21 protein-coding genes and 2 riboswitches are annotated in these 19,958 nt (G+C 74.1%); of the genes, 13 read left to right on the forward strand and 8 right to left on the reverse strand.

Annotated features, from left to right (window positions below):
* Window positions 1–95: 95 nt before the first annotated feature.
* Entirely contained in the window at window positions 96–1,589 is a 1,494-nt protein-coding gene (locus tag AC5YDA_RS05210; RefSeq protein ID WP_496189994.1) for a multicopper oxidase family protein, read from the reverse strand.
* A 355-nt stretch (window positions 1,590–1,944) separates the two neighbouring features.
* On the opposite strand from AC5YDA_RS05210, the gene AC5YDA_RS05215 reads away from it, so the two are divergent.
* Window positions 1,945–2,658, forward strand: a complete 714-nt coding sequence (locus AC5YDA_RS05215) for a response regulator transcription factor (RefSeq protein ID WP_496189995.1) — start codon at window positions 1,945–1,947, stop codon at window positions 2,656–2,658.
* Window positions 2,655–3,791, forward strand: coding sequence for a sensor histidine kinase (locus AC5YDA_RS05220; RefSeq protein WP_496189996.1), 1,137 nt, complete (start codon window positions 2,655–2,657; stop codon window positions 3,789–3,791). Before AC5YDA_RS05215 ends, AC5YDA_RS05220 begins: the two co-directional genes overlap by 4 nt.
* Here AC5YDA_RS05220 and ribH read toward each other — a convergent pair.
* The 4 genes from ribH to ribD are packed head-to-tail and all read right to left on the reverse strand — an operon-like array spanning window position 3,765 to window position 7,195.
* Window positions 3,765–4,241, reverse strand: coding sequence for a 6,7-dimethyl-8-ribityllumazine synthase (gene ribH / locus AC5YDA_RS05225; protein ID WP_496189997.1), 477 nt, complete (start codon window positions 4,239–4,241; stop codon window positions 3,765–3,767). The genes AC5YDA_RS05220 and ribH overlap by 27 nt on opposite strands.
* Before the next feature lies 1 nt (window position 4,242).
* Entirely contained in the window at window positions 4,243–5,499 is a 1,257-nt protein-coding gene (locus tag AC5YDA_RS05230; RefSeq protein ID WP_496189998.1) for a bifunctional 3,4-dihydroxy-2-butanone-4-phosphate synthase/GTP cyclohydrolase II, read from the reverse strand.
* Entirely contained in the window at window positions 5,496–6,125 is a 630-nt protein-coding gene (locus tag AC5YDA_RS05235; protein WP_496189999.1) for a riboflavin synthase, read from the reverse strand. The genes AC5YDA_RS05230 and AC5YDA_RS05235 overlap by 4 nt, the downstream gene beginning before the upstream one ends.
* Window positions 6,125–7,195, reverse strand: a complete 1,071-nt coding sequence (gene ribD, locus AC5YDA_RS05240) for a bifunctional diaminohydroxyphosphoribosylaminopyrimidine deaminase/5-amino-6-(5-phosphoribosylamino)uracil reductase RibD (protein WP_496190000.1) — start codon at window positions 7,193–7,195, stop codon at window positions 6,125–6,127. The genes AC5YDA_RS05235 and ribD overlap by 1 nt, the downstream gene beginning before the upstream one ends.
* 66 nt (window positions 7,196–7,261) lie before the next feature.
* A riboswitch (FMN riboswitch) is annotated at window positions 7,262–7,391 on the reverse strand.
* Between the two features lie 200 nt (window positions 7,392–7,591).
* Window positions 7,592–7,649: riboswitch (cobalamin riboswitch) on the forward strand.
* Between the two features lie 102 nt (window positions 7,650–7,751).
* Here ribD and AC5YDA_RS05245 point away from each other — a divergent pair.
* The 6 genes from AC5YDA_RS05245 to AC5YDA_RS05270 are packed head-to-tail and all read left to right on the forward strand — an operon-like array spanning window position 7,752 to window position 13,995.
* Complete coding sequence (locus AC5YDA_RS05245; RefSeq protein WP_496190001.1) at window positions 7,752–8,750, forward strand: cobalamin biosynthesis protein; 999 nt, start codon at window positions 7,752–7,754, stop codon at window positions 8,748–8,750.
* Window positions 8,747–9,490, forward strand: coding sequence for a precorrin-2 C(20)-methyltransferase (cobI, locus tag AC5YDA_RS05250; protein WP_496190002.1), 744 nt, complete (start codon window positions 8,747–8,749; stop codon window positions 9,488–9,490). The genes AC5YDA_RS05245 and cobI overlap by 4 nt, the downstream gene beginning before the upstream one ends.
* Window positions 9,487–10,317, forward strand: a complete 831-nt coding sequence (gene cobM / locus AC5YDA_RS05255) for a precorrin-4 C(11)-methyltransferase (RefSeq protein ID WP_496190003.1) — start codon at window positions 9,487–9,489, stop codon at window positions 10,315–10,317. The genes cobI and cobM overlap by 4 nt, the downstream gene beginning before the upstream one ends.
* Window positions 10,314–10,982: a precorrin-6y C5,15-methyltransferase (decarboxylating) subunit CbiE gene (cbiE, locus tag AC5YDA_RS05260; RefSeq protein ID WP_496190004.1), complete on the forward strand. Its 669-nt coding sequence runs from the start codon at window positions 10,314–10,316 to the stop codon at window positions 10,980–10,982. Before cobM ends, cbiE begins: the two co-directional genes overlap by 4 nt.
* Window positions 10,979–12,757, forward strand: coding sequence for a precorrin-3B C(17)-methyltransferase (gene cobJ / locus AC5YDA_RS05265; protein WP_496190005.1), 1,779 nt, complete (start codon window positions 10,979–10,981; stop codon window positions 12,755–12,757). Before cbiE ends, cobJ begins: the two co-directional genes overlap by 4 nt.
* Window positions 12,754–13,995: a CbiX/SirB N-terminal domain-containing protein gene (locus tag AC5YDA_RS05270; RefSeq protein WP_496190006.1), complete on the forward strand. Its 1,242-nt coding sequence runs from the start codon at window positions 12,754–12,756 to the stop codon at window positions 13,993–13,995. Before cobJ ends, AC5YDA_RS05270 begins: the two co-directional genes overlap by 4 nt.
* On the opposite strand, the gene AC5YDA_RS05275 is transcribed toward AC5YDA_RS05270, so the two are convergent.
* Window positions 13,986–15,101 (reverse strand): cobalt-precorrin-5B (C(1))-methyltransferase, encoded by a 1,116-nt coding sequence (locus AC5YDA_RS05275; protein ID WP_496190007.1) that lies wholly within the window; start codon window positions 15,099–15,101, stop codon window positions 13,986–13,988. The genes AC5YDA_RS05270 and AC5YDA_RS05275 overlap by 10 nt on opposite strands.
* Window positions 15,094–15,774 (reverse strand): precorrin-8X methylmutase, encoded by a 681-nt coding sequence (locus AC5YDA_RS05280; RefSeq protein ID WP_496190057.1) that lies wholly within the window; start codon window positions 15,772–15,774, stop codon window positions 15,094–15,096. The genes AC5YDA_RS05275 and AC5YDA_RS05280 overlap by 8 nt, the downstream gene beginning before the upstream one ends.
* A 200-nt stretch (window positions 15,775–15,974) precedes the next feature.
* Between AC5YDA_RS05280 and AC5YDA_RS05285 the strand changes: the two genes are divergently transcribed.
* The 4 genes from AC5YDA_RS05285 to AC5YDA_RS05300 are packed head-to-tail and all read left to right on the forward strand — an operon-like array spanning window position 15,975 to window position 18,597.
* Window positions 15,975–16,652 (forward strand): energy-coupling factor ABC transporter permease, encoded by a 678-nt coding sequence (locus tag AC5YDA_RS05285; protein WP_496190008.1) that lies wholly within the window; start codon window positions 15,975–15,977, stop codon window positions 16,650–16,652.
* Window positions 16,645–16,974, forward strand: a complete 330-nt coding sequence (locus AC5YDA_RS05290) for an energy-coupling factor ABC transporter substrate-binding protein (RefSeq protein WP_496190009.1) — start codon at window positions 16,645–16,647, stop codon at window positions 16,972–16,974. The genes AC5YDA_RS05285 and AC5YDA_RS05290 overlap by 8 nt, the downstream gene beginning before the upstream one ends.
* Window positions 16,967–17,761: a cobalt ECF transporter T component CbiQ gene (gene cbiQ, locus AC5YDA_RS05295; RefSeq protein ID WP_496190010.1), complete on the forward strand. Its 795-nt coding sequence runs from the start codon at window positions 16,967–16,969 to the stop codon at window positions 17,759–17,761. Before AC5YDA_RS05290 ends, cbiQ begins: the two co-directional genes overlap by 8 nt.
* On the forward strand, window positions 17,758–18,597 hold the full coding sequence (locus AC5YDA_RS05300; RefSeq protein ID WP_496190011.1) for an energy-coupling factor ABC transporter ATP-binding protein: 840 nt from the start codon (window positions 17,758–17,760) through the stop codon (window positions 18,595–18,597). The genes cbiQ and AC5YDA_RS05300 overlap by 4 nt, the downstream gene beginning before the upstream one ends.
* Here the strand turns inward: AC5YDA_RS05300 and cbiT are convergent.
* Window positions 18,566–19,144, reverse strand: coding sequence for a precorrin-6Y C5,15-methyltransferase (decarboxylating) subunit CbiT (cbiT, locus tag AC5YDA_RS05305; RefSeq protein ID WP_496190012.1), 579 nt, complete (start codon window positions 19,142–19,144; stop codon window positions 18,566–18,568). The genes AC5YDA_RS05300 and cbiT overlap by 32 nt on opposite strands.
* A 36-nt stretch (window positions 19,145–19,180) precedes the next feature.
* Between cbiT and cobA the strand changes: the two genes are divergently transcribed.
* Window positions 19,181–19,921, forward strand: coding sequence for a uroporphyrinogen-III C-methyltransferase (cobA, locus tag AC5YDA_RS05310; protein WP_496190013.1), 741 nt, complete (start codon window positions 19,181–19,183; stop codon window positions 19,919–19,921).
* The last annotated feature ends 37 nt before the right edge of the window (window positions 19,922–19,958 follow it).

The following is a 19,958-nucleotide window of genomic DNA, read 5'->3' on the forward strand; positions in this document are numbered from 1 at the left end:
GACCCCCGTCAGGCGCTCAACGCTGCGGCATCCATCGTTCGATGGACGCGCGTTGCCCCCCCGGATCACCGTCAAGGACGCGTCACCGTTCCCGTTCACCCTTGGTAGAGCAGGCCGATCATCATCCCCGCCTCGGCGTGGTAGATGTTGTGGCAGTGGATCATCCAGTCGCCGACATTGTCGGCGTCCAGGTCGAGTGCCATCGACTGCATCGGCGCCAGCAGCACGGTGTCCTTCCGCAGCCCCGACGGGAGCGCGAACGTATGCCCGTGCAGGTGCAACGGGTGCGTCATCATCGTCATGTTCATCACGTTGAGCCGCAGCCGTTGCCCCTCCCGCACCGTGAGGGGCTCGTTCTGCCCGAACGGGGCGCCGTTGATTCCCCACCGGTACGGGCGCATCGACCCCTCCAGCGAGAGCAGCGCGGTGGCATCAGGCGATCGCGGGGGCAGTTTCACCGACTCGTCCGGACGCAGGTCCGTGGCGAGCAGGATCCGCCCGTTGAACTCCGCGGGAACCGTGCCGGGCCCGGGCGGGTCGCCCGATCCGGTGCGGAGCAGCGCCAGTCCCTGCCCGCCCTCGGTCTTGCCGAAGGGCCGCGCCACCAACGGGAACACTCCGTCGCCGAGCGTGGCGACCACGTCGTAGCGCTCCCCCATCCCGATGTAGAGGGCGTCGACCTCCTGCGGTTCGACCGGGAAGCCGTCGCTGTGCGTGACGGTGAGGCGGTGGCCGCCGAGGGCGACGGTGAAGATCGTGTCGGAGGCCGCGTTGATCAACCGGATCCGCACGCGCTGGCCGGGCTTGGCGTCGAACGAGGCCGGCGCGGCGGGCACCCGCCCGTTGACGAGGAAGTACGGATAGGTCACGTCGCCGGCGTCGCCCCACGGCTGCAGGGCGTTGCCGCCGTGACCGCCGTGGTCCATGCCACCCATGCCGCCCATGCCACCACGGGAGGCAGGGCCCCCGTCGGCGATGAGCTTCGCCAGCACGTCGTCGGGGGTGCGTCCCGTACCGTCGACCCAGTCGTCGAGCACGACGACCCACTCGGCGTCGTAGGCGCCGGGCTCGTGGGGGTCGTCGATGATCAGCGGGGCGTACAGGCCGCGGTCGAGCTGGACGCCGACGTGCGGGTGGAAGAAGTAGGTTCCGGGATCCGGGGCGGTGAACTCGTAGGTGAACGATCCGCCGACCGGGACGGGGTCCTGGGTCATGCCGGGCACCCCGTCCGCCGCGTTGTGCAAGCGGATCCCGTGCCAGTGGATGGTCGTCTCCGCGGGCAGTTGGTTGTCCAGCCGCACCCGCAGGAAGTCGCCGGCCGTGGCTCGCACCAGCGGGCCGGGGGCCGTGTCGCCGTAAGCCCAGGTGGACACGGTCGTGCCGCCGAGGTCGAGGGTCACCGGCTTCGCGGTGAGCACCTGCTCGACGACGCGTTGGCCCGGGCTCGGGGTCGCCGGCAGGAGCGTCGGCATCGGCCCGGCGGTGGAGGGAGCGGGGCCGGCGGACGGCGCGGCGGAACAGCCGGCCAGGGCTGCGGCGCCGAGGCCGAGACCGCCGATCAGGAGCGTGCGTCGGGACATGCCAGTCATGCGTGCCTTTCGATGGGTGCTGTTCGGGACGGGGAGGAGGAGCCGGTCCGAAGCGGCGGCCGCTGGGCAGGGGCTTCGGTCTCGTCGGGGGCTCCGGGGCAGCGCCCCATCGCAGGTCGCCCGAGGAGCAACAGGGATCGAACGCTCATCAGCACGATCGCCCAGAAGGCGACCGTGGCGACGACCATGAGCACCCCCATGCCCCAGCCCATGAGGCCCCCTCCCGTGATCTCCTGTCACTGTTGCCCGTGCGTCTCGGGTCGGGGTCTGGTCGGGGTTCAGATCTGGTCAAGATCCTTTCGGGGCAAGCCGGCCGCGGTTCGGCGCGAAGGGGTGTTCCGTCCATACTGGCGGCATGACCAGTGAAGGGACGACACCGACGACCAAGGTGCTGGTCGTGGACGACGAGCGGGCACTGGCCGGCGTGATCGCCTCCTACCTCACCCGTGCAGGCCACCAGGTCGTCCAGGCCCACACCGGTCCCGACGCCGTCACCCGGACCAAGGCCGAGGACCCCGACGTCATCGTGCTCGACCTCGGCCTGCCAGGGCTGGACGGCATCGAGGTGTGTCGCCAGGTCCGCACGTTCTCCGACTGCTACATCCTCATCCTCACCGCCCGCGGCGACGAGGTCGACCGGCTCATCGGGCTGTCCGTGGGCGCTGACGACTACCTCACCAAGCCGTTCAGCAACCGCGAACTCGTCGCCCGCGTCCAGACCGTGCTGCGCCGCCCCCGCCGCCCCGCGGCCGCCCCCGCAGTGCAGGAGCACCGCGTGTTCGGCGACCTGCGCATCGACGCCGCCGGCCACGAGGTCTGGATCGCCGACCGACCGGTCGCGCTCACCCGTACCGAGTTCCACCTCCTCGAGGCCCTGTCCGCCCAGCCCCGCGTCGCCCTCACCCGCCGCCAGCTCATCGACGCCGTCTGGGACACCGCGTGGGTCGGCGACGAGCACGTCGTCGACGTCCACGTCGCCAACCTCCGCAAGAAGCTCGACGACGACCCCACCGAACCCCGTTACATCACCACCATCCGCGGGGTCGGCTACCGGATGGGACGGGGGTGACCAGCCTGCTCCACGCGATCGGCGCCTGGCGGCTCGGCACCCGGCTGTTCGTCGCCCAGGCCATCGTCCTGCTCGCCATCGTGGGCAGCGCCGGGCTGACCGCCGCCGTCATCGGGCCACCCCTGTTCCACGCCCACCTCCTGGACACCGGCCAACCGCTCGGCTCCGCCGAGGTCTCCCACATCGAACGTGCGTTCGCCGACGCCAGCCTGATCTCCCTCACCGTCGGGCTGCTGGTCGCCCTCGCCGCCGCGCTGGGGATCTCCTGGTACCTGACCCGCCGCCTGGGCCAGCCCGTCGAACACCTCACCCAGGCCGCCGGCCGCCTCAGCCGGGGCGACTACGACGCCCGCGTCACCGTCACCGGCGGCGGACCCGAGCTGAGCACCCTCGGCGATGCTTTCAACACCATGGCCGACCGCCTCGGCGACGTCGAGAACACCCGTCGCCGCCTCCTCTCCGACCTGGCTCACGAGATGCGCACCCCCATCGCCACCCTCAACGCCCACCTCGAGGGCATCGCCGACGGCGTGCTCACCTGGGACGACGGCACCCGGGCCGTCGTCGAACAGCAAGCACAACGCCTCACCCGCCTCGCCCGCGACCTCGACGAGGTGTCCCGCGCCGAAGAAGGACGCATCGGACTCCAGACCAGCGTCCAACCGCTGTCCGAGCTCGTCGACCCTGCGGTCCGGCAGGCCAGGCACGCCTACGACACCAAGGGCGTCACGCTCACCGGCCGGGTCGATGACGTCCCGGTCCGGGCCGACCCGCAGCGCATCGCCCAGATCCTCGGCAACCTGCTCACCAACGCCCTCCGACACACCCCACCGGGGGGATGTGTCAGCGTCACGTCCACCACCGCGCCGGACGCGGTGACCATCAGCGTCGCCGACAACGGCCAGGGCATGACCGCCGAGCAACTCGCGCACGTCTTCGAGCGCTTCTACCGCGGGGACTCCGCCAGGGAGGCCGATCAAGGCGGATCCGGCATCGGGCTCACCATCGCCAAGGCGCTGGCCGAAGCGCACGGTGGCAGCCTGACGGCCGCCAGCGCGGGCGCAGGACGGGGCTCCGTCCTGCGCCTCACACTGCCCACCGTGGGTCTAACCCCGCCGGCGCAGCTCCCGTAGCGTGAGGGCGGTCTCCATGGCCGCCTGTGCGGCCTCGAAGCCCTTGTCCTCGCTCGAACCGTCCAGCCCGGCCCGGTCGAGCGCCTGAGCCTCCGTGTCGCACGTGAGGAGCCCGAAACCCACCGGCGTCCCCCGGTCGAGGGCGACCCGGTTCAATCCGTCGGTGGCCGCACTGCACACGTAGTCGAAGTGCGGGGTGCCACCGCGGATGACCACCCCGAGCGCGACGACCGCGTCGTGCGTGCGTGCCAGCTCGTCGGCCACGACCGGCAGCTCGTAGGATCCGGGGACCCGCACGAGGAGGGGCTCGACCCCGGCCTCCTGACAGGCCCGCTGCGCGCCGGCGACGAGGCCGTCCATGATCGTGGCGTGCCAGCTCGCCGCCACGATCGCGACCCGCAGTCCGCGCGCGTCGAGGGTGCTGGCGTCCGGTGCTCCGTGTCCGCTCATGTCAGAGATCCTCCAGGGTGTCGGGCGACCCGGCCAGGTCCGGCAGGTCGTGGCCCATGCGGTCGCGTTTGGTGGTGAGGTAGGCGAGGTTGTGGTGGGTGGGGCGGATGGTCAGCGCGGCGCGCTCGGCCACCGGGACGCCGAACTGCTCGAGCGCGGCCGTCTTGTCCGGGTTGTTCGTCAGGAGACGCACCGACCCGACCCCCAGGTCGCGCAGGATCTGCGCGGCCGCCCCGTAGTGGCGGGCGTCCGCGGGAAGCCCCTGCTCGAGGTTGGCGTCCACGGTGTCCAGACCGGCGTCCTGGAGTTCGTAGGCGCGCAGCTTGGCGGCCAGCCCGATCCCGCGGCCCTCGTGCCCCCGCAGGTAGACCAGGACGCCACGCCCTTCGTCGACGATTCTTTCGAGGGCCTCCTCCAACTGCGGACCGCAGTCGCAGCGTCGGCTGCCGAACACGTCACCGGTGAGGCATTCGGAGTGGATCCGGGTCAGCACCGGCACCTCGCCGGAGACGTCCCCGTACACCAGCGCCACATGCTCGGAGGCGTCCACGGTGTCCCGGTACCCGAAGGCCGTGAAGTCGCCGAAGCGGGTGGGCAGCATGGTCCCGGAGATCCGCTCGGCCAGCCGCTCCACCCGGTACCGGTGGTTGGCCAGGTCCTCGATCGAGATCATCGTCAGCCCGTGTTGGTCGGAGAAGTCACGCAGCTGCTGTCCCCGCTTCATGGTGCCGTCGTCGTTCACGATCTCGACGAGGACCCCGATCGGCGGCAGGCCGGCCAACCGCGCGAGGTCCACGGCGGCCTCGGTGTGCCCACGGCGCACGAGGACGCCCCCCTCCCGGTAGCGCAGCGGGAACACGTGCCCGGGGCGGGTGAGGTCGCCGGGATGGGTCGCCGGATCGGCGAGCACACGGATGGTGTGGGCCCGGTCGGCCGCGCTGATGCCGGTGCTGACGCCGTGACGGGCGTCGACGGTGACCGCGAAGGCGGTCTTCTGGCGATCGTCGTTGCGGGCCGTCATCGGGCCGATGTCGAGCCGGTCGAGCTGCTCGCCCGGCATGGGGACGCAGATGACGCCGCTGGAGTGGCGGATCGTGAACGCCATCAGCTCCGGCGTGGCCGCGGCAGCGGCGAAGATGAGGTCGCCCTCGTTCTCGCGGTTCGCGTCGTCCACCACGACGACGGCCCGGCCTGCTGCGATGTCGGCGATCGCCCGCTCGACAGGGTCGAGCCTGACGGCTGGGGTGTCCGTGCTCATCGGGCCACCAGCTTCTCGACGTACTTCGCAATGACGTCCACCTCGAGGTTGACGACATCGCCGACCTGCTTGATGCCCAGGGTGGTCCGTGCGAGGGTCTCGGGGATGAGGCTCACCGTGAACTCCTGGTCCGCCGATCCGCCATCCGACCGCCCGGCGCTGTCTGCGTCCCGGCCCGTCGCGACGACCGTCAGGCTGATGCCGTCGACGGCGATCGACCCCTTCTGCACGACGTAGCGCGCCAGGTGCTCGGGAAGCGAGATCGTCACCACCTCCCAGTGCTCGCTCGGCTGCCGGGCCAGGATCCGACCGGTGCCGTCGACGTGTCCCTGCACGATGTGGCCGCCCAGCCGGGTGGAGGGCGTGACGGCGCGCTCGAGGTTCACTTTGCTGCCCGCTTCGAGTGACCCCAGCGAGGTCTTGTCCAGCGTCTCCTGCATCACGTCGGCGGTGAAGTCCTCGCCGTCGCACGTCACCACCGTCAGGCAACAGCCGTTGACGGCGACCGAGTCCCCCGGCCTCGCGTCGCCGGTGGCCAGAGGCCCGCGCACCGTCAGGCGCAGTGCGTCGGCCTGGGGTTGCAGCCCCACGACCGTACCGAGTTCTTCCACGATTCCGGTGAACATCAGGACCTTCTCTCTACTTGCTGGTCTAGGGGGCGGGGCGGGAGCAGGGTGAGCCGGACGTTGACGGCGTCGGCCGCGTCCCACGGCGGGAGGACGCTCACGTCACCCACCGTGAAGCGCAGGGCATCAGCCAGGGTGGTGATGCCCAGGTCGGCCACGGCCGGACGCCCGCCCCCCACCAGGGTCGGGGCCACATAGGCCACGACCTCGTCCACGAGTCCCGCGCGCAGGAACGCCGCGGCCAGGGTGGGCCCACCTTCCAGGAACACGTGCCGGATCTCGCGGCGGTGGAGGTCGGCCAGGGCGGCGGCCGGATCCTGCGTGCGCAGGCGCACCGTCGCGGCGGCCCCGTCGAACACGCGGTGTCCCTCGGGGAGCGCGCGCTCACCCATGACGACCCGCAGCGGCTGGTGCGCCAACGGCCGGTCGTCGTCGTCGCGCACCGTGAGCTGAGGGTCGTCCACCACGACCGTGTTCGTCCCGACCAGGATCGCGTCACACCCGGCACGCAGCCGGTGCGCGTCGCTCCGCGCCGCGCGCGACGACACCCAGCGCGACGTCCCGTCGGCCGCGGCACTGCGACCGTCCAGGGTCGTGGCGAACTTCCACGTCACGAACGGGCGCCCGTGGGTGATGGCGAACGTCCAGGCCTGGTTCAGCGTGGCCGCCTCGTCCGCGAGGACGCCGCCCAGCACCTCGACGCCGGCGGCGCGCAACCTCGACGCACCGCCGGACGCGGTGGGGTTCGGGTCGGTCTGTGCGTACACCACCCGCGTGACGCCGGCGGCCAGCAGGGCCTCGGAGCACGGCCCGGTCCGGCCCGTGTGATTGCAGGGCTCGAGCGTCACGATCGCCGTGGCGCCGCGGGCGGTCCGGCCGGCCTGTGCCAGCGCATCGGCCTCCGCGTGCGGCGTCCCGGCTCCCCGGTGACGGCCCTCCGCGATCATCGTCCCGTCGGGGCTCAGGAGAACGCACCCCACGCGCGGGTTCGGGCCGGGTGGGACGTCCGGGGACGCGGCCAGCTCGAGCGCGCGCACCATGGCTGTGCGCTCAGCTCTCGACGCGATCATGGCGCCCTCCCGGTTCCGGGTGCACGAACGGGGGCGCGACGGCGCTCGGCAGACTGCCGCGAACCGCTGCGTGCGCTTACCATCCGGACTCTGACCGTCGGTCCAGGAGTTTCACCTGGTCAACCGACCACTGGCTGTGGTCGGGTCGCGGACTCTCACCGCCGGTGCGGACTTCCACCGCCCCCAGTGCACGCTGTCACTTCTTGCTCCACGAGTTTGCAGACCGGCGGGTCGCGCGTCAAATGCTGCGGTGACCGTGCGTGCGTGGGAGCGGGACGAGGTCACGGCGTTGGACGGGATCCGGGGGCGGACTCACGCCACCGCCCCAGTACACGCCCGCGACAAGTGCTAGCGTGGCCCCGCCGGCGATCCCGCCGGTGCGCGCGTTCCAGCGAAGCCGGTGCAAACCCGGCGCTGTCCCGCAACGGTGATGCCCCGGTGGGGACGAGCCCGGTCGCCTGGAGCGTGCGTTCTTGGTACTGCCCTCGACGGAAGGGCGGACAAGGGCAGACCGCTCTCGTCCCTCCGCCGGGCCCCGGCCACGAAGGACGCGTGCATGTCTCCCCCCCGTCCGAGGTCGCACGCGCTCGCTGCGCGGGCCCTCGGCCTCCTGCTGGGCGTGGCGGCCGACGCGATCCTCGGCGATCCGGCCCGTCACCACCCGGTGGCCTGGTTCGGCTCGTGGGCTGCACGGGTGGAGCGTCCCCTCCACGCCGACAGGACGACACGCGGGGCCTCCTTCACCGTCGTGGCCCTCACCCCCGTCGTTCTCCTGGGGGTGGCCGCCGAGCGGGTCGCACGCCGTCGTCCGCTCGCCCACACCGCCGTCACGGCGCTGGCCACCTGGGCGGTCGTGGGGTCGCGCAGCCTGGCCCGCGAGGGGGACGCCATGGCTGCGGCCCTCGCGTCCGAAGCCCTGGACGCTGCCCGCGCGCGCCTCACGCACCTGTGCGGACGCGACCCGTCCGCCCTGGACGCGGCCGAACTCGGCCGCGCCACGGTCGAGTCACTGGCCGAGAACACGGCGGACGCGGCCGTCGCCTCGCTCTTCTGGGGAGCCCTCCTCGGCGTTCCCGGGCTCCTCCTCCACCGGGGTGCCAACACCCTCGACGCCATGGTCGGTCACCGCAACGCCCGCTACCGCCGGTTCGGCACGGCCTCCGCGAGGCTCGACGATGCGCTCGACCTCGTGCCGGCGCGGGTCACCGGCGCGCTCGCGTGCGCGCTGGCACCCCTGGTCGGCGGCTCTCCACGACGGGCGTGGCGCACCATGCTCCGCGACGCCCACGACCACCCCAGCCCCAACGGCGGATGGTGCGAGGCGGCGTGGGCGGGAGCGCTCGGCGTCCGGCTCGGCGGGGTCAACACGTACGGCGACCGGGTCGAGGTGCGCGGCACGCTCGGCGATCCCGACGCACCTCGCCCGGACGCCGCCGCCGTCCGGGGGGCCGCGCGGCTGGTGACCGCGGTCACCGGGGCCGCCACCCTCATCGCGGCCGCGGCGCTCATCATCCCACTCCCGACCACGACGCCCACCAGGAGGACCTGCCCATGACCGACCGCCCACCCATCCTCGTCGGAGTCGGCGTCGGGCCCGGAGACCCCGAGCTCGTCACGCTGAAGGCCTGTCGGGTCCTCGCGGCGTCCGACGTGATCCTGGTGCCCAGCACCGAGGCGTCCGGCTCCGGGGCCGGGCGCGCGGAGACGATCGTCGCGGCCGCCGTGCCGGAGGCCGCCGACCGCATCGTCCGCGTCCCCTTCGTCATGGGCGACCGGTCCGGGGTCACGCGGCGGCGCAGCGAGGCCTGGGACGCCTCCGCCCGGGCGGCGCTCGAGGCGTTCGAGACCGGGGCCCGCACCGTGAGCTTCGCCACCGTCGGTGACCCGAGCGTCTACTCGACGTTCAGCTATCTCGCCGCGTCAGTGGTCGCCCGTCGTCCCGACGTCGCCGTCGAGGTCGTGCCCGGCATCACCGCGATGCAGGCGTTGGCCGCGGCGTCCCGGATCCCGCTGGTCGAGGGTGACGAGGTCCTCGCGATCGTCCCCCTCAAGGCCGGCGTCGAGCAACTGGCCGAGGTGACCCGCATCGCGGACACGTGCGTGGTCTACAAGCCGGCACGGCACCTCGCCGCCTTGCGGGAGCTGCTCGGTGAGCGGGCCGCGGAAGCAGTCGTCGGGATCGACGTGGGGTTGCCGGACGAGCGGGTCGTGCCGCTGTCGGACGTGGAGGACGCGCCCTACTTCACCAGCGTCCTGGTGCCCGCCCGCCGACGGACGATCGGGGGCCGGTTGTGAGCGGCCTCATCGTCTTCGTCGGCGCCGGCCCCGGCGCCCCCGACCTGATCACCCTGCGGGGGGCACGCGTGATCGCCGACGCCGACGTGATCGTGTGGGCCTCGTCGCTCGTCAGCCCCGAGGTGATCGCCGGCCGACGACCCGACGCCGAGGTGGTGGACTCCGCGTCCGCGTCGTTGGAGGACCTGGTCCCGCTCCTGGAGCGCGCCCGCGACGAGGGACTCCTCATCGCCCGGGTGCACACGGGCGACCCGTCGATCTACGGGGCCACCGCCGAGCAGCGCGCCCTGTGCCGGCGACTGGGGCTCGCCCACGAGACCATCCCCGGGGTGTCGGCGTTCTCGTCGGCCGCCGCGAGCGCCGACGTGGAGATCACGCTGCCGGAGGTGGCGCAGTCGCTCATCCTCACGCGCCTCGAGGGCGGCCGCACGCCGATGCCGCCGCGCGAGTCGGTGCGCGAGTTCGCGCGCCACGGCACCACGATGGCGCTCTACCTGTCGGCGGCACGCCACCGTGCCCTGCAGGAGGAACTGCTCGCGGGCGGCTACCCGGCGGACACCCCGGTGGTCATCGGGCACCGCGTCAGCTGGCCCGACGAGGTGCTGCTGCGCTGCCGCCTCGACGAGCTCTCGAGCACCATGAAGGACCACCGGTTCTACAAGCACACCGTGATCCTCGTCGGACCGGCCCTCGCGGAGGCCGACCCGCCCCGCCGCAGCCACCTGTACCACCCCGGTTTCCGGCACGGCCACCGCGCCGCCGACCCGGACGCCGCCCGTCTCCTGCGGGACGCCGGCGCGGTGCACGACCCGGGAGAGGGGCGATGATCACCGTCCACGGCTACGCCGGACGCCCGGGCGACGACCTGCGCGCGGCGGCGGCGGCCGCGACGGTGGTGGTGGGCGGGCACCGCCACCTCGACGCGCTCGCGGTCCCCGACGACCGTCGGGTGGTCCTGGGGCCGATCGCCCCCGCGCTGGAGGCGCTCGCCGCACTGCCCCCGGACGCCGACGCCCTCGTCGTCGCCTCCGGCGACCCGCTGTTCTACGGCATCGTCCGACGGCTGCGGCGGGCCGGGCTCCCCGTCCGGGTGGTCCCGACGGTAACCTCGCTGCAGTTGGCCTTCGCGGCCGTCGCGTTGCCCTGGGACGACGCGCTGCTCGTCAGCCTGCACGGCAACGATCCGGCGCCCGGGCTGGCCGCCTGCCGCACCCACCCGAAGGTCGGCGTCCTCACGGACCCCGGTCACGGGTTCGCCGCCGTGGTGCGTGCCACGGCGGACCTGGGCCGCACCTACGTGCTGGCCGAACGGCTCGGCGAGTCCGACGAGCGCGTCCGCGTCCTGGAGGCGGCCGACGCGCTCGCCGTCACCGACGTGGCGCAACCGCACGTCGTCCTCGTGCTGGCCCATCACCCCGACGACCCGGACGCCCTCGGCGTCCAGCACCCCATCGCCGGCGGCGTCCGGCCCCGACCGGAGGTCCTCGCATGAACCACATCGGCCAGCTGACCAACTCGCCCGCCGCCCGCGCCCGGGCGGATGCGATCGACGCCCTCCTGGGGCCGACCAGGCGCTACGACGGCCCGGCGGCCGAGCACCTTCCCCGCGCATGGGCCGAGTGCGAGCTGATCATCAGCCACCTCGCCCTCGGGGCGACCACGCGACTCGTCGCCCCCCTCCTGCGCGACAAGCGGACCGACCCGGGGGTGGTCGTCATGGACGAGGCCGGCCGCTTCTGCGTGCCGCTCATCGGTGGGCACGTGGGCGGGGCCAACGACCTCGCCCGCCGGATCGCCGACGGATTGGGGGCGACGGCCGTGCTCACGACAGCCACCGACGCCCTCGGTGTTCCCGGGCTCGACACCCTGGGCTGGGCGACGTCGGGCCAGCTCGCCACCGTGACCCGGGCCGTGCTGGACGGGCGCCCGGTCGAGGTCGTGCGCGCCCAGCCGTGGCCGTTGCCCGCCCTGCCCGCGAACGTGGCCGAGCGCGGCGTCACCCGGGTCGAGCGTCGCGGCGTCCACGTGCGCACGCTGCCTGCCCCGCCGCCCCCCGAGGCCCGCATCGTGGTGACGGACGCCGACGTGTGGGTCGATCCGGACGCCGCGGCATCCCCGGCCGGCGTCGTGCCGACGGTCCTGCTGCACCCGCGCAGCCTCGTCGTCGGCATGGGCTGCAACCGCGGCACCGACGTGGACGCCCTCGAGGCACTGCTCACCGCCACGCTCGCCGAGGCGGGGCTGGCCCGGGCCTCCGTGGCGTGCCTGTGCTCGGTGGACGCCAAGGCCGACGAGGACGGGCTCACCGCTCTGGCCGGCCGCCTCGGCGTCCCGTTCGAGACGTTCCCGGCCGACACCCTCGCGGCGTTCGAGGTCCCGAACCCCGGTGAGGCACCCGAGCGGGCGGTGGGGACGCCGAGCGTCGCCGAGGCGTCCGTCCTCGCCCGCGGCGCCGACCTCATCGTCCCCAAGCACAAGACCCGCGAGGCCACGTGCGCGATCGGGCGGGTGCGCCCGCGGGGCAGCCTGGCCATCGTCGGGATCGGGCCGGGCGCTGCCGACCTCCTGACGCCCCGCGCCTGCCGAGCCATCGCCTCGGCGAGCCTCGTGGTGGGCTACCGCCCCTACGTGGACCAGATCCGCGGGTTCCTGCGGCCGGGCACCGAGGTGTCCGCCACCGGCATGGGCACCGAGGAGGACCGGGCCCGCCTCGCCATCACCCAGGCCCGGGAGGGCCGGGCCGTCGCCCTCGTCGCGGGGGGGGACCCGGCGATCTACGCCATGGCGTCCCCGACCCTCGAAATGGGCACCGAGGGCATCGACGTCGAGATCATCCCCGGCGTGACGGCCGAGCTGGCTGCCTCGGCCATCCTCGGCGCGCCGCTGGGGCACGACCACGCGACGGTCTCGCTGTCGGACCTGCACACCGACTGGTCGATCATCGAACGCCGGCTGCAGGCCGCCGCGGAAGGCGACTTCGTCGTCTCCCTGTACAACCCCCGGAGCCGCAAACGGACCGAACACCTGCCGCGGGCACTGGAGATCCTCTCCGGCCACCGGCCGCCCGAGACGCCGGTCGCCGTCGTCCAGGACGCCTCGCGCCCGGACGAGAACCACCGGGTGGCGACGCTGGCCACGTTCGACCCGGAGTGGGTCGACATGCACTCCATCGTGATCGTGGGGTCGTCCAAGACGCGCATGGTTCCCACCGGCTTCGGCGACCGTCTCATGGTCACGCCCCGCGACTACCGGTGGATGACCACATGAACACGGCTCCACCGCCCTTGGTGATCGCCGCCCACGGCACGCGCGTGCCCGAGGGGCAGGCGGCCTGCCGCGCGCTCGTCGCACGGGTCGCCACCCTGCTGCCCGGGGTGGACGTCCGCGACGGGTACGTCGAGCTCGACCACCCGCCGATCGCCGACGCCGTCGCCGACAGCCTGTCCGGGAGCCAGGGGGTGGTCGTGCTCGTCCCCCTCATGCTCGGCGCGGGCGGACATGTCCGTGATGACATCCCCGAGGCCGCCGAAGAGGGCCGGGCCCGGGTGCCGGGGTCGCGCGTCCTGCTCGCCTCGCACCTGGGCCCCGAGCCCGGGCTCCGTGGCGCGGTGCGCCGCCGCATCGCCGAGGCGGCGGGCGACTGGGACCCCGGCGAGGTCGCCGTGGTGTTCCTGGGTCGCGGCTGCAGCGTGACGGACGCCAACGCCGAGCACGCCCGCCTGGCCCGGCAACTCGGCGAGGAGGGCGGCTACGGGTTCTGCGTGCCCGCGTTCATCCAGGTCGTGCGTCCCACCCTCACCGACGGGCTCACGCAGGCCTACTCGGTCGGGTTCCGTCGCCTCGTCGTGGCCCCGAACTTCCTGTTCCCCGGGCTCCTCCACCGCTGGTCGGCCCGGGATGTCTCGGCCTGGGCGGAATCCCACCCGGACGCCGAGGTGCGGCTCGCCGACGTCATCGGTGACTGCGACGAACTCGCCGCCGTCGTGGCGGAGCGCTATCGGCAGGCCGCGGCGACCCACCCGGACGCCGGCGCGCCGGTCTATCTCGCCGGGCTCGCCCTCCGCGGGCGCCGGGTCCTGGTGGTGGGCGCCGGCGCGGTGGCGTCGCGACGGCTGGGCCGGTTCCTCGAGGCGGGTGCCGCCCTCGAGGTCGTGGCGCCCGAGGCCACCCCGTTCATCACCTCGCTGGCCGCCGAGGGACGCCTGGTGTGGCACCGCCGACCGTTCGCGGACGCCGACCTCGAGGGGGCCTGGTACGCCTTGGCACTGACCGACGTCGCCGCGGTGAACGAGGCGGTGGCGGCAGGGGCGGAGGCCCGCCGGATCTTCTGCGCCCGCGGCGACGACGCCCGCGGGGGCTCGGCCCGCACGCCGGCGTCCGGCACGGGGGCGGGGCTCACCGTCGGCGTCCTGGGGGACCGTGACCCGCGCCGGACGGCCCGCGCGCGGGACGTCGCCGTCGAGGCCGTCCTGGCGTGGGCAGCCCGGGAGTCCGGTCAGGCCTGACCGGCCCGTCCGACGATCCCGCCGTGGCGGTCGATGCACACGACGTCGACCGCCACGGGCGCGCCGCGCAGGACCCGCAGCGCCTCCGCGCGGGCGGCCTCCGCGATCGCGTCACCGAGCGGGACACCGGCGTCGACACACAGGGACACCGCCTCCAGTGCCGTGCTGCTGCCGGCCACGAGGGCGGCCAGGCCGGGGTCCGCCCCCGCCCCGACGGACAGGCGGGCGAGTTGCTCGGCGTCCACGCGGGAGCGCGCCGAGTGCAGGTCCAGGTGCCCGTTGGCGAGCTTCGACAGCTTGGCCACCCCTCCGCACAGGGTGAGATGCGGCACCGGGTGCCCCCGGACGTACTTGAGCACGGCCCCGACGAAGTCGCCCATGTCGAGCAGCGCCACCGACGGCAGGCCGTACAGCTCGGCGACCACCCGCTCCGAGGTCGAGCCAGTGCAGCCCGCCACGTGGTCCTGCCCGGTCGCCCGGGCGACGTCGACGCCCCGGCGCAGGGAGTCGATCCACGCCGAGCACGAGTAGGGAACCACGACCCCCGTCGTCCCGAGCACGGACAGCCCGCCCAGGATGCCGATGCGCGCGTTGAGCGTGTGGCGGGCCATCGCCTCGCCACCGTCGATGCCGACCTCGACCACCACGTCCGGCTCCACCCCACCGGCCGCGGCGGTGAGGTTCTCGCGGATCATGGCCCGCGGGCCGGGATTGATCGCCGGCTCCCCGATGGCCAGGGGCAGCCCGGGGAGGGTCACGGTCCCCACCCCCGTCCCGGCCGCGAACCGGACGCCCCCGCCCGCCTCCGCCGGCCGGAGCGTCACGCGGATGACGGCCCCGTGGGTGACGTCCGGGTCGTCCCCGGCGTCCTTGGTCACCGCCGCCATCGCCCAGCCGTCCCCCAGCGCCTCATCGGTGAGCGCGAACGCCGGCGTCCGGCCCAGCGGGAGGGTGACGGTCACGGGGTCGGGGAACTCTCCGGACCGCAGTGCCACGAACGCCGCGGTGGCCGCCGCCGTGGCGCAGGCCCCGGTCGTCCAGCCGGGGCGCAGGCCGGAGCTGGCCAACTGCCCCCGCCGACCCCCCAGGCGTTCCTGGTCAGGCACGCGCGTCGTTGGTCGTCTCCGCGGTGCTGGCGATCGCGTTGACCGCGGCCACCGTGATGGCCGACCCGCCGCGGCGTCCGCGCACGGCCAGGTACTCCAGCCCGTACGGGTTGTCGACCAGGGCCTGCTTGGACTCCGCGGCCCCCACGAACCCCACCGGGACGCCGATGACGCCGGCCGGCTTCACGCCGGTGTCGCGGACCACCTCGAGCAGCCGGAACAGGGCGGTCGGCGCGTTCCCGATCGCCACCACGGCGCCCTCCAGCTGCGGCAGCCACAGGTCGACCGCGGCGGCCGTCTTGGTCGTCCCGCGAGCGGCGGCGAGGTCGGCCAGCCGCGGGTCGCCCAGGTGGCAGACGACCTCGTTGCCGGCGGGGAGCCGCGACCGGATGACCCCGGTGGCGACCATCGTCGAGTCACACAGGATCGGGGCCCCCGCCCACAGGGCGGCGCGGCAGGCGGAAACGACCCCCGGAGTCCAGGCCAGGTCGTCGACCAGGTCGGTCTGCGCGGCCGCGTGGATCATCCGCGCCGCGACCTGACCCACATCCTGCGGGAGCCGGGACAGGTCGGCCTCGCGCCGGATGATGGCGAACGACTGCGCGTAGATCTCCTGACCGTCGGTCAGGTACTCGTACGTGCTCACGGTGGGTCCTCTCGGGAGCTGGGACAGCACACGTTAGCGGTCGCCCGCACACCCCGGCCGGTTGGTGTGGGACACTGGGCATCCAACCACGACATCTCCGTCGGATACTGAGGAAGCCGGGAACCACCGGCACGGTCGCGCCACTGTGGACGTCCCTTGAGGGCGAAGTCAGGAACTCAGCCCGCACGGACCTGATCGAGACGCGTCATCTCGAGAAGGAGTGTGCCATGCACATCGCCGAGGGGTTCCTGCCCCCGCTCCACGCCGCACTGTGGTGCGCCGTGTCGGCCCCGTTCGTCGTCCACGGCGCGCGGGCGGTCATCGCCGAGTCGCGGAGCAACCCCGAGAGCAGGCTCCTGCTCGCCGCGGCGACCGCCTTCACGTTCGTGCTGTCCGCGTTCAAGCTGCCGAGCATCGCCGGCACGTCCTCACATCCGACCGGCACCGGCGCCGGGGCCGTCCTGTTCCGGCCCCCGGTCATGGCCTTCCTGGGCACCCTGGTCCTGCTGTTCCAGGCGCTCCTGCTGGCCCACGGCGGTCTCACCACGCTCGGCGCCAACGTGTTCTCCATGGCGATCGCGGGGCCGTGGGTGGGCTACGCCCTGTATCGCGCGCTGCGCCGGCTCCACGCCGGCACCGCCGTCTTCGCCGCCCTCGCGGGCGCCGACCTGACCACCTACGTGGTGGCCTCCGTGCAACTCGCCCTGGCCTACCCCGACCCGGAGACCGGCCTTGCGGGGTCGCTCGCCCGGTTCCTCGCCGTCTTCGCCGTGACCCAGATCCCGCTGGCCCTCGCGGAGGGGATCGCCGGCGTCCTGCTCCTGCGGTACCTCGCCCGGGTCGCGGCCCCCGAGCTCGAGCGCCGCGGCCTCCTCACGCCGACCCCCGAGTCCTCCCGTGCGTGAGCGTCGGCACCTGACGACCGTGGGGCTGCTCGCCTGCCTCGCCGGCATCCTGGTGCTGCCGCCCCTGCTCGCCCCCGGCACCGGCACCGTCGAGGGAACGGACGCCCTGGTCACCTCCCTGCTGCAGGACGCGGGGGTCCGCCCCTGGGCGACGCCGCTGCTCCCCCCGCCCGACGCCGCCGGGGAGGGCCTGCTGTTCGCGGCCCAGGCGGCGCTCGGGGCCGGCGTCCTGGGGTACGCACTCGGTCGACTCGGCCGAGTGCGACGCGGGGATCCCCCGCGTCCGGCCGACCGGCCCCCGACCGACGGGGCCGGTGGGTGAGGTGCTGATCACGGCTCTCGACGACGCCGCGTGGGCCGGCCCGTGGCGCCGGGTCCGCGTGGGCGAGAAGGTCCTCCTCTGCGGGGGGCTCCTGGTGACGGCGCTCGCCGCACCACCCTGGCCGGGGGCGGCGCTGGTCGCCGCGGCCTCGCTGGCGCTGGCGCTGGGCCCGGCGCGCATCCCGGCACGCCTGATGGCCCTGGCGGTCACACCACCGGGCGTCTTCATCCTGATCGGCGCCGTCTCGATCGCCCTGCGGGTCGGGGAGGCCTCCCCGGCCGCCCGGTGGGCCCTGGGCCCGCTGTGGTGGGAGGACGCGTCCCTGACCCGGGCCGTCGAGGTCTCCGCACGGGCCGGGGCGGGCACCCTCGCCCTGCTGCTGCTGGCCACCACCACTCCCATGGTCGACCTGCTCACCTGGATGCGGCGTCTGCGTGTCCCCGGGCCGCTGCTGGAGATCGCCTCGCTCAGCTACCGGCTGGTGTTCGTCGTGCTGGAGACGGCGCGTGGCGTGCACGCCGCCGCAGTCGCCCGGCTGGGCGACGCCCCAACGGGCCCGGACGCCCGCGCGCTCCGCTGGCGCGCGGCCGTGTCGGGTCTGGGCTCGGTCCTCGTCCGGACCTGGCACCGGGCCCTGCGCCTCCAGGAGGGCCTGGCGGCGCGCGGGCTCGACGATGACCTGCGCGTCCTGCCGCCCACGCGGCAGGCCTCGGCGCGGTTCGTCACGGGGTCCGTGGCCCTCCTCGCCGCGGTGTGGGGTCTCGTGGGCCTGGCGGTGCTGCGATGACGGCCACCCGGGGGGTGGCGCTGCGCGCCGAGTCCGTGACCCTGGCGTGGCCCGGGCGTCCGCCCACGCTCGCCGGTGCCACCCTGACGCTGCCCGCCGGTCGCCGGGTCGCCCTGCTGGGCGCGAACGGGTCGGGCAAGACGACCCTGTTGCGCTGCCTGGCGGGCTCCCACCGCCCGGACCACGGGCAGGTCACGCTGGACGGGGTGCCGCTGCGCCACGACCGCCCCGCGCTGCGGGCGCACCGTCGCCGCGTCCAGCTGGTCATGCAGGATCCGGACGACCAGCTGTTCTCCGCCGACGTCACCCAGGACGTCTCCTTCGGGCCCCTGAACCTCGGCCTCGACGAGCCCGCCGTCCGTGAGCGCGTCGCCGAGGCGCTGGCCCTGCTCGGCGTCGCGCACCTGGCCGACCGCGCGACCCACCAGTTGTCCTATGGCGAGCGCAAGCGCGTGGCGATGGCGGGGGCGGTCGCCATGCGTCCCGCGGTCCTCATCCTCGACGAACCCACCGCGGGGCTGGACCCTGCCGGGGTCACCGACATGGACACGGCGCTCGCGCGCCTCAGCGCACTCGGGACGACCCTCGCGGTCGCGACCCACGACGCGGACTTCGCGCTCCGCTGGGCCGACGAGGTCGCGGTCGTGGTGGAGCGGACGGTGGTCCAGGGCCCGGCGGTCGACGTCCTCGCCGACGACGACCTGCTGCGCCGCAGCCGACTGGCGCGTCCCTGGCCGCTCGACCTCGCCGCCCACCTCGGGCTCGAGGGGCGGCCCCGGACCCGGGAGGACGTGATCGCCCTGCTCAGGGGGTCTTCGTACAGGACCACTGGATGACCGGGCGTTGCGGTCGCCAGCTCAGGTACCGACCCAGGGGCTCGGCGTGCTCCACCAGGAGGCGGGCGAGTGCCCCGCCGTGCGCCCGGTACTGGGCCACGCACAGTTCCTCGGTCTCCAGCGTGATGCCGTGGACGACCATGCGGCCCCCGGGCGGCAACGCGTCCCAGCAGGCGCCCAGGATGTCGGCGGTCGCGCCGCCGCCGACGAACACGGCGTCCGGGGTGGGCAGGCCGGGCAGCAGCGTGTGGGCCTCCCCCTCCAGCACCCGCACCCGGCCCGGGGCCAGGCGTTCGGCGTTGGCACGCGCCCGTGCCGCCCGGTCGGGTCGCTGCTCGAGGCCCACCGCGTGTGCGCCCGTGGCGGCCCTGGCCCACTCGATCGCCATCGCGCCGGAGCCCGTGCCGATGTCCCACAGGAGCTCCCCGGCCTTCGGCCGGAGGTACGCGAAGGCGCTGGCCCGCTGGTGTCGTTTCGTGATCAGCCCGTCGTGCTCGAACGCCTCGTCGGGCAACCCGGGCACCGTCCCACAATCCTCTGGCTGCACCCGCACCACCCTAGCCACCCGACTGCAAGGAGCCCCATGACCGATCTCATCCCCGGCACCGTCGTCCTGGTCGGCGGCGGCCCCGGCGACCCCGACCTCATGACCGTGGCGGGCCTGCGGGCCATCAGGCAGGCCGATGTGGTGCTGTACGACCACCTCGCACCCCAGGAGGTCCTCAACGAGGCCAGACCGGACGCCGACCTGATCCCGGTCGGGAAGTGGCCCGGGGGGCCCTCGACGCCGCAGGAGGAGATCAACGAGCTGCTCATCCGGCACGCCCGGGCGGGACGCCGCGTGGTCCGGCTGAAGGGAGGCGACGGCTACGTCTTCGGCCGAGGCGGGGAGGAATGGCTGGCCTGCGCCGAGGCCGGGGTGGCGGTCCGGGTCATCCCCGGGGTGACCTCGGCGATCGCGGCCCCGGCCCTGGCCGGCATGCCCGTCACGCACCGGTCCCTCACGCAGGGTTTCGCCGTCGTGTCGGGTCACGTCGCACCCGACGACCCGGACAGCACGGTGGACTGGCCGGCGCTGGCCCGTGCCGGCGTGACCCTGGTGATCCTGATGGGGGTCCGTCACCTGGACGCCATCGCGGCGGCCCTCGTGGCGGGCGGCCTGGAACCGGCCACGCCCGCGGCGGTGGTCACCAGCGCCTTCCTCCCCGACATGGCGGTGGTGCGCGGCCCGATCACGGACATCGCGGCCCGCGCACGGGAGGCCGGCGTCCGGCCACCGTCGATCACGGTCGTCGGTGCGGTCGCGGGGCTCAGCCTTGTCTAGTCGCGGCGAGCGGGTGGCGGCCCCCGGGCGGCAGCGT

It is taken from the genome of Propioniciclava sp. LT294 (assembly GCF_059516005.1).

What these genes read in the sequence shown, in the direction of transcription:
- AC5YDA_RS05300 (WP_496190011.1), top strand. Translation starts at nt 17,758, where the DNA reads ATGACGGCCACCCGGGGGGTGGCGCTGCGCGCCGAGTCCGTGACCCTG.
- cbiE (WP_496190004.1), top strand. Translation starts at nt 10,314, where the DNA reads ATGATCACCGTCCACGGCTACGCCGGACGCCCGGGCGACGACCTGCGC.
- ribD (WP_496190000.1), bottom strand. Translation starts at nt 7,195, where the DNA reads ATGATCGCGTCGAGAGCTGAGCGCACAGCCATGGTGCGCGCGCTCGAG.
- ribH (WP_496189997.1), bottom strand. Translation starts at nt 4,241, where the DNA reads ATGAGCGGACACGGAGCACCGGACGCCAGCACCCTCGACGCGCGCGGA.
- AC5YDA_RS05270 (WP_496190006.1), top strand. Translation starts at nt 12,754, where the DNA reads ATGAACACGGCTCCACCGCCCTTGGTGATCGCCGCCCACGGCACGCGC.
- cobJ (WP_496190005.1), top strand. Translation starts at nt 10,979, where the DNA reads ATGAACCACATCGGCCAGCTGACCAACTCGCCCGCCGCCCGCGCCCGG.
- AC5YDA_RS05285 (WP_496190008.1), top strand. Translation starts at nt 15,975, where the DNA reads ATGCACATCGCCGAGGGGTTCCTGCCCCCGCTCCACGCCGCACTGTGG.
- cobI (WP_496190002.1), top strand. Translation starts at nt 8,747, where the DNA reads ATGACCGACCGCCCACCCATCCTCGTCGGAGTCGGCGTCGGGCCCGGA.
- AC5YDA_RS05210 (WP_496189994.1), bottom strand. Translation starts at nt 1,589, where the DNA reads ATGACTGGCATGTCCCGACGCACGCTCCTGATCGGCGGTCTCGGCCTC.
- AC5YDA_RS05215 (WP_496189995.1), top strand. Translation starts at nt 1,945, where the DNA reads ATGACCAGTGAAGGGACGACACCGACGACCAAGGTGCTGGTCGTGGAC.
- AC5YDA_RS05230 (WP_496189998.1), bottom strand. Translation starts at nt 5,499, where the DNA reads ATGAGCACGGACACCCCAGCCGTCAGGCTCGACCCTGTCGAGCGGGCG.
- AC5YDA_RS05245 (WP_496190001.1), top strand. Translation starts at nt 7,752, where the DNA reads ATGTCTCCCCCCCGTCCGAGGTCGCACGCGCTCGCTGCGCGGGCCCTC.
- AC5YDA_RS05235 (WP_496189999.1), bottom strand. Translation starts at nt 6,125, where the DNA reads ATGTTCACCGGAATCGTGGAAGAACTCGGTACGGTCGTGGGGCTGCAA.
- cobA (WP_496190013.1), top strand. Translation starts at nt 19,181, where the DNA reads ATGACCGATCTCATCCCCGGCACCGTCGTCCTGGTCGGCGGCGGCCCC.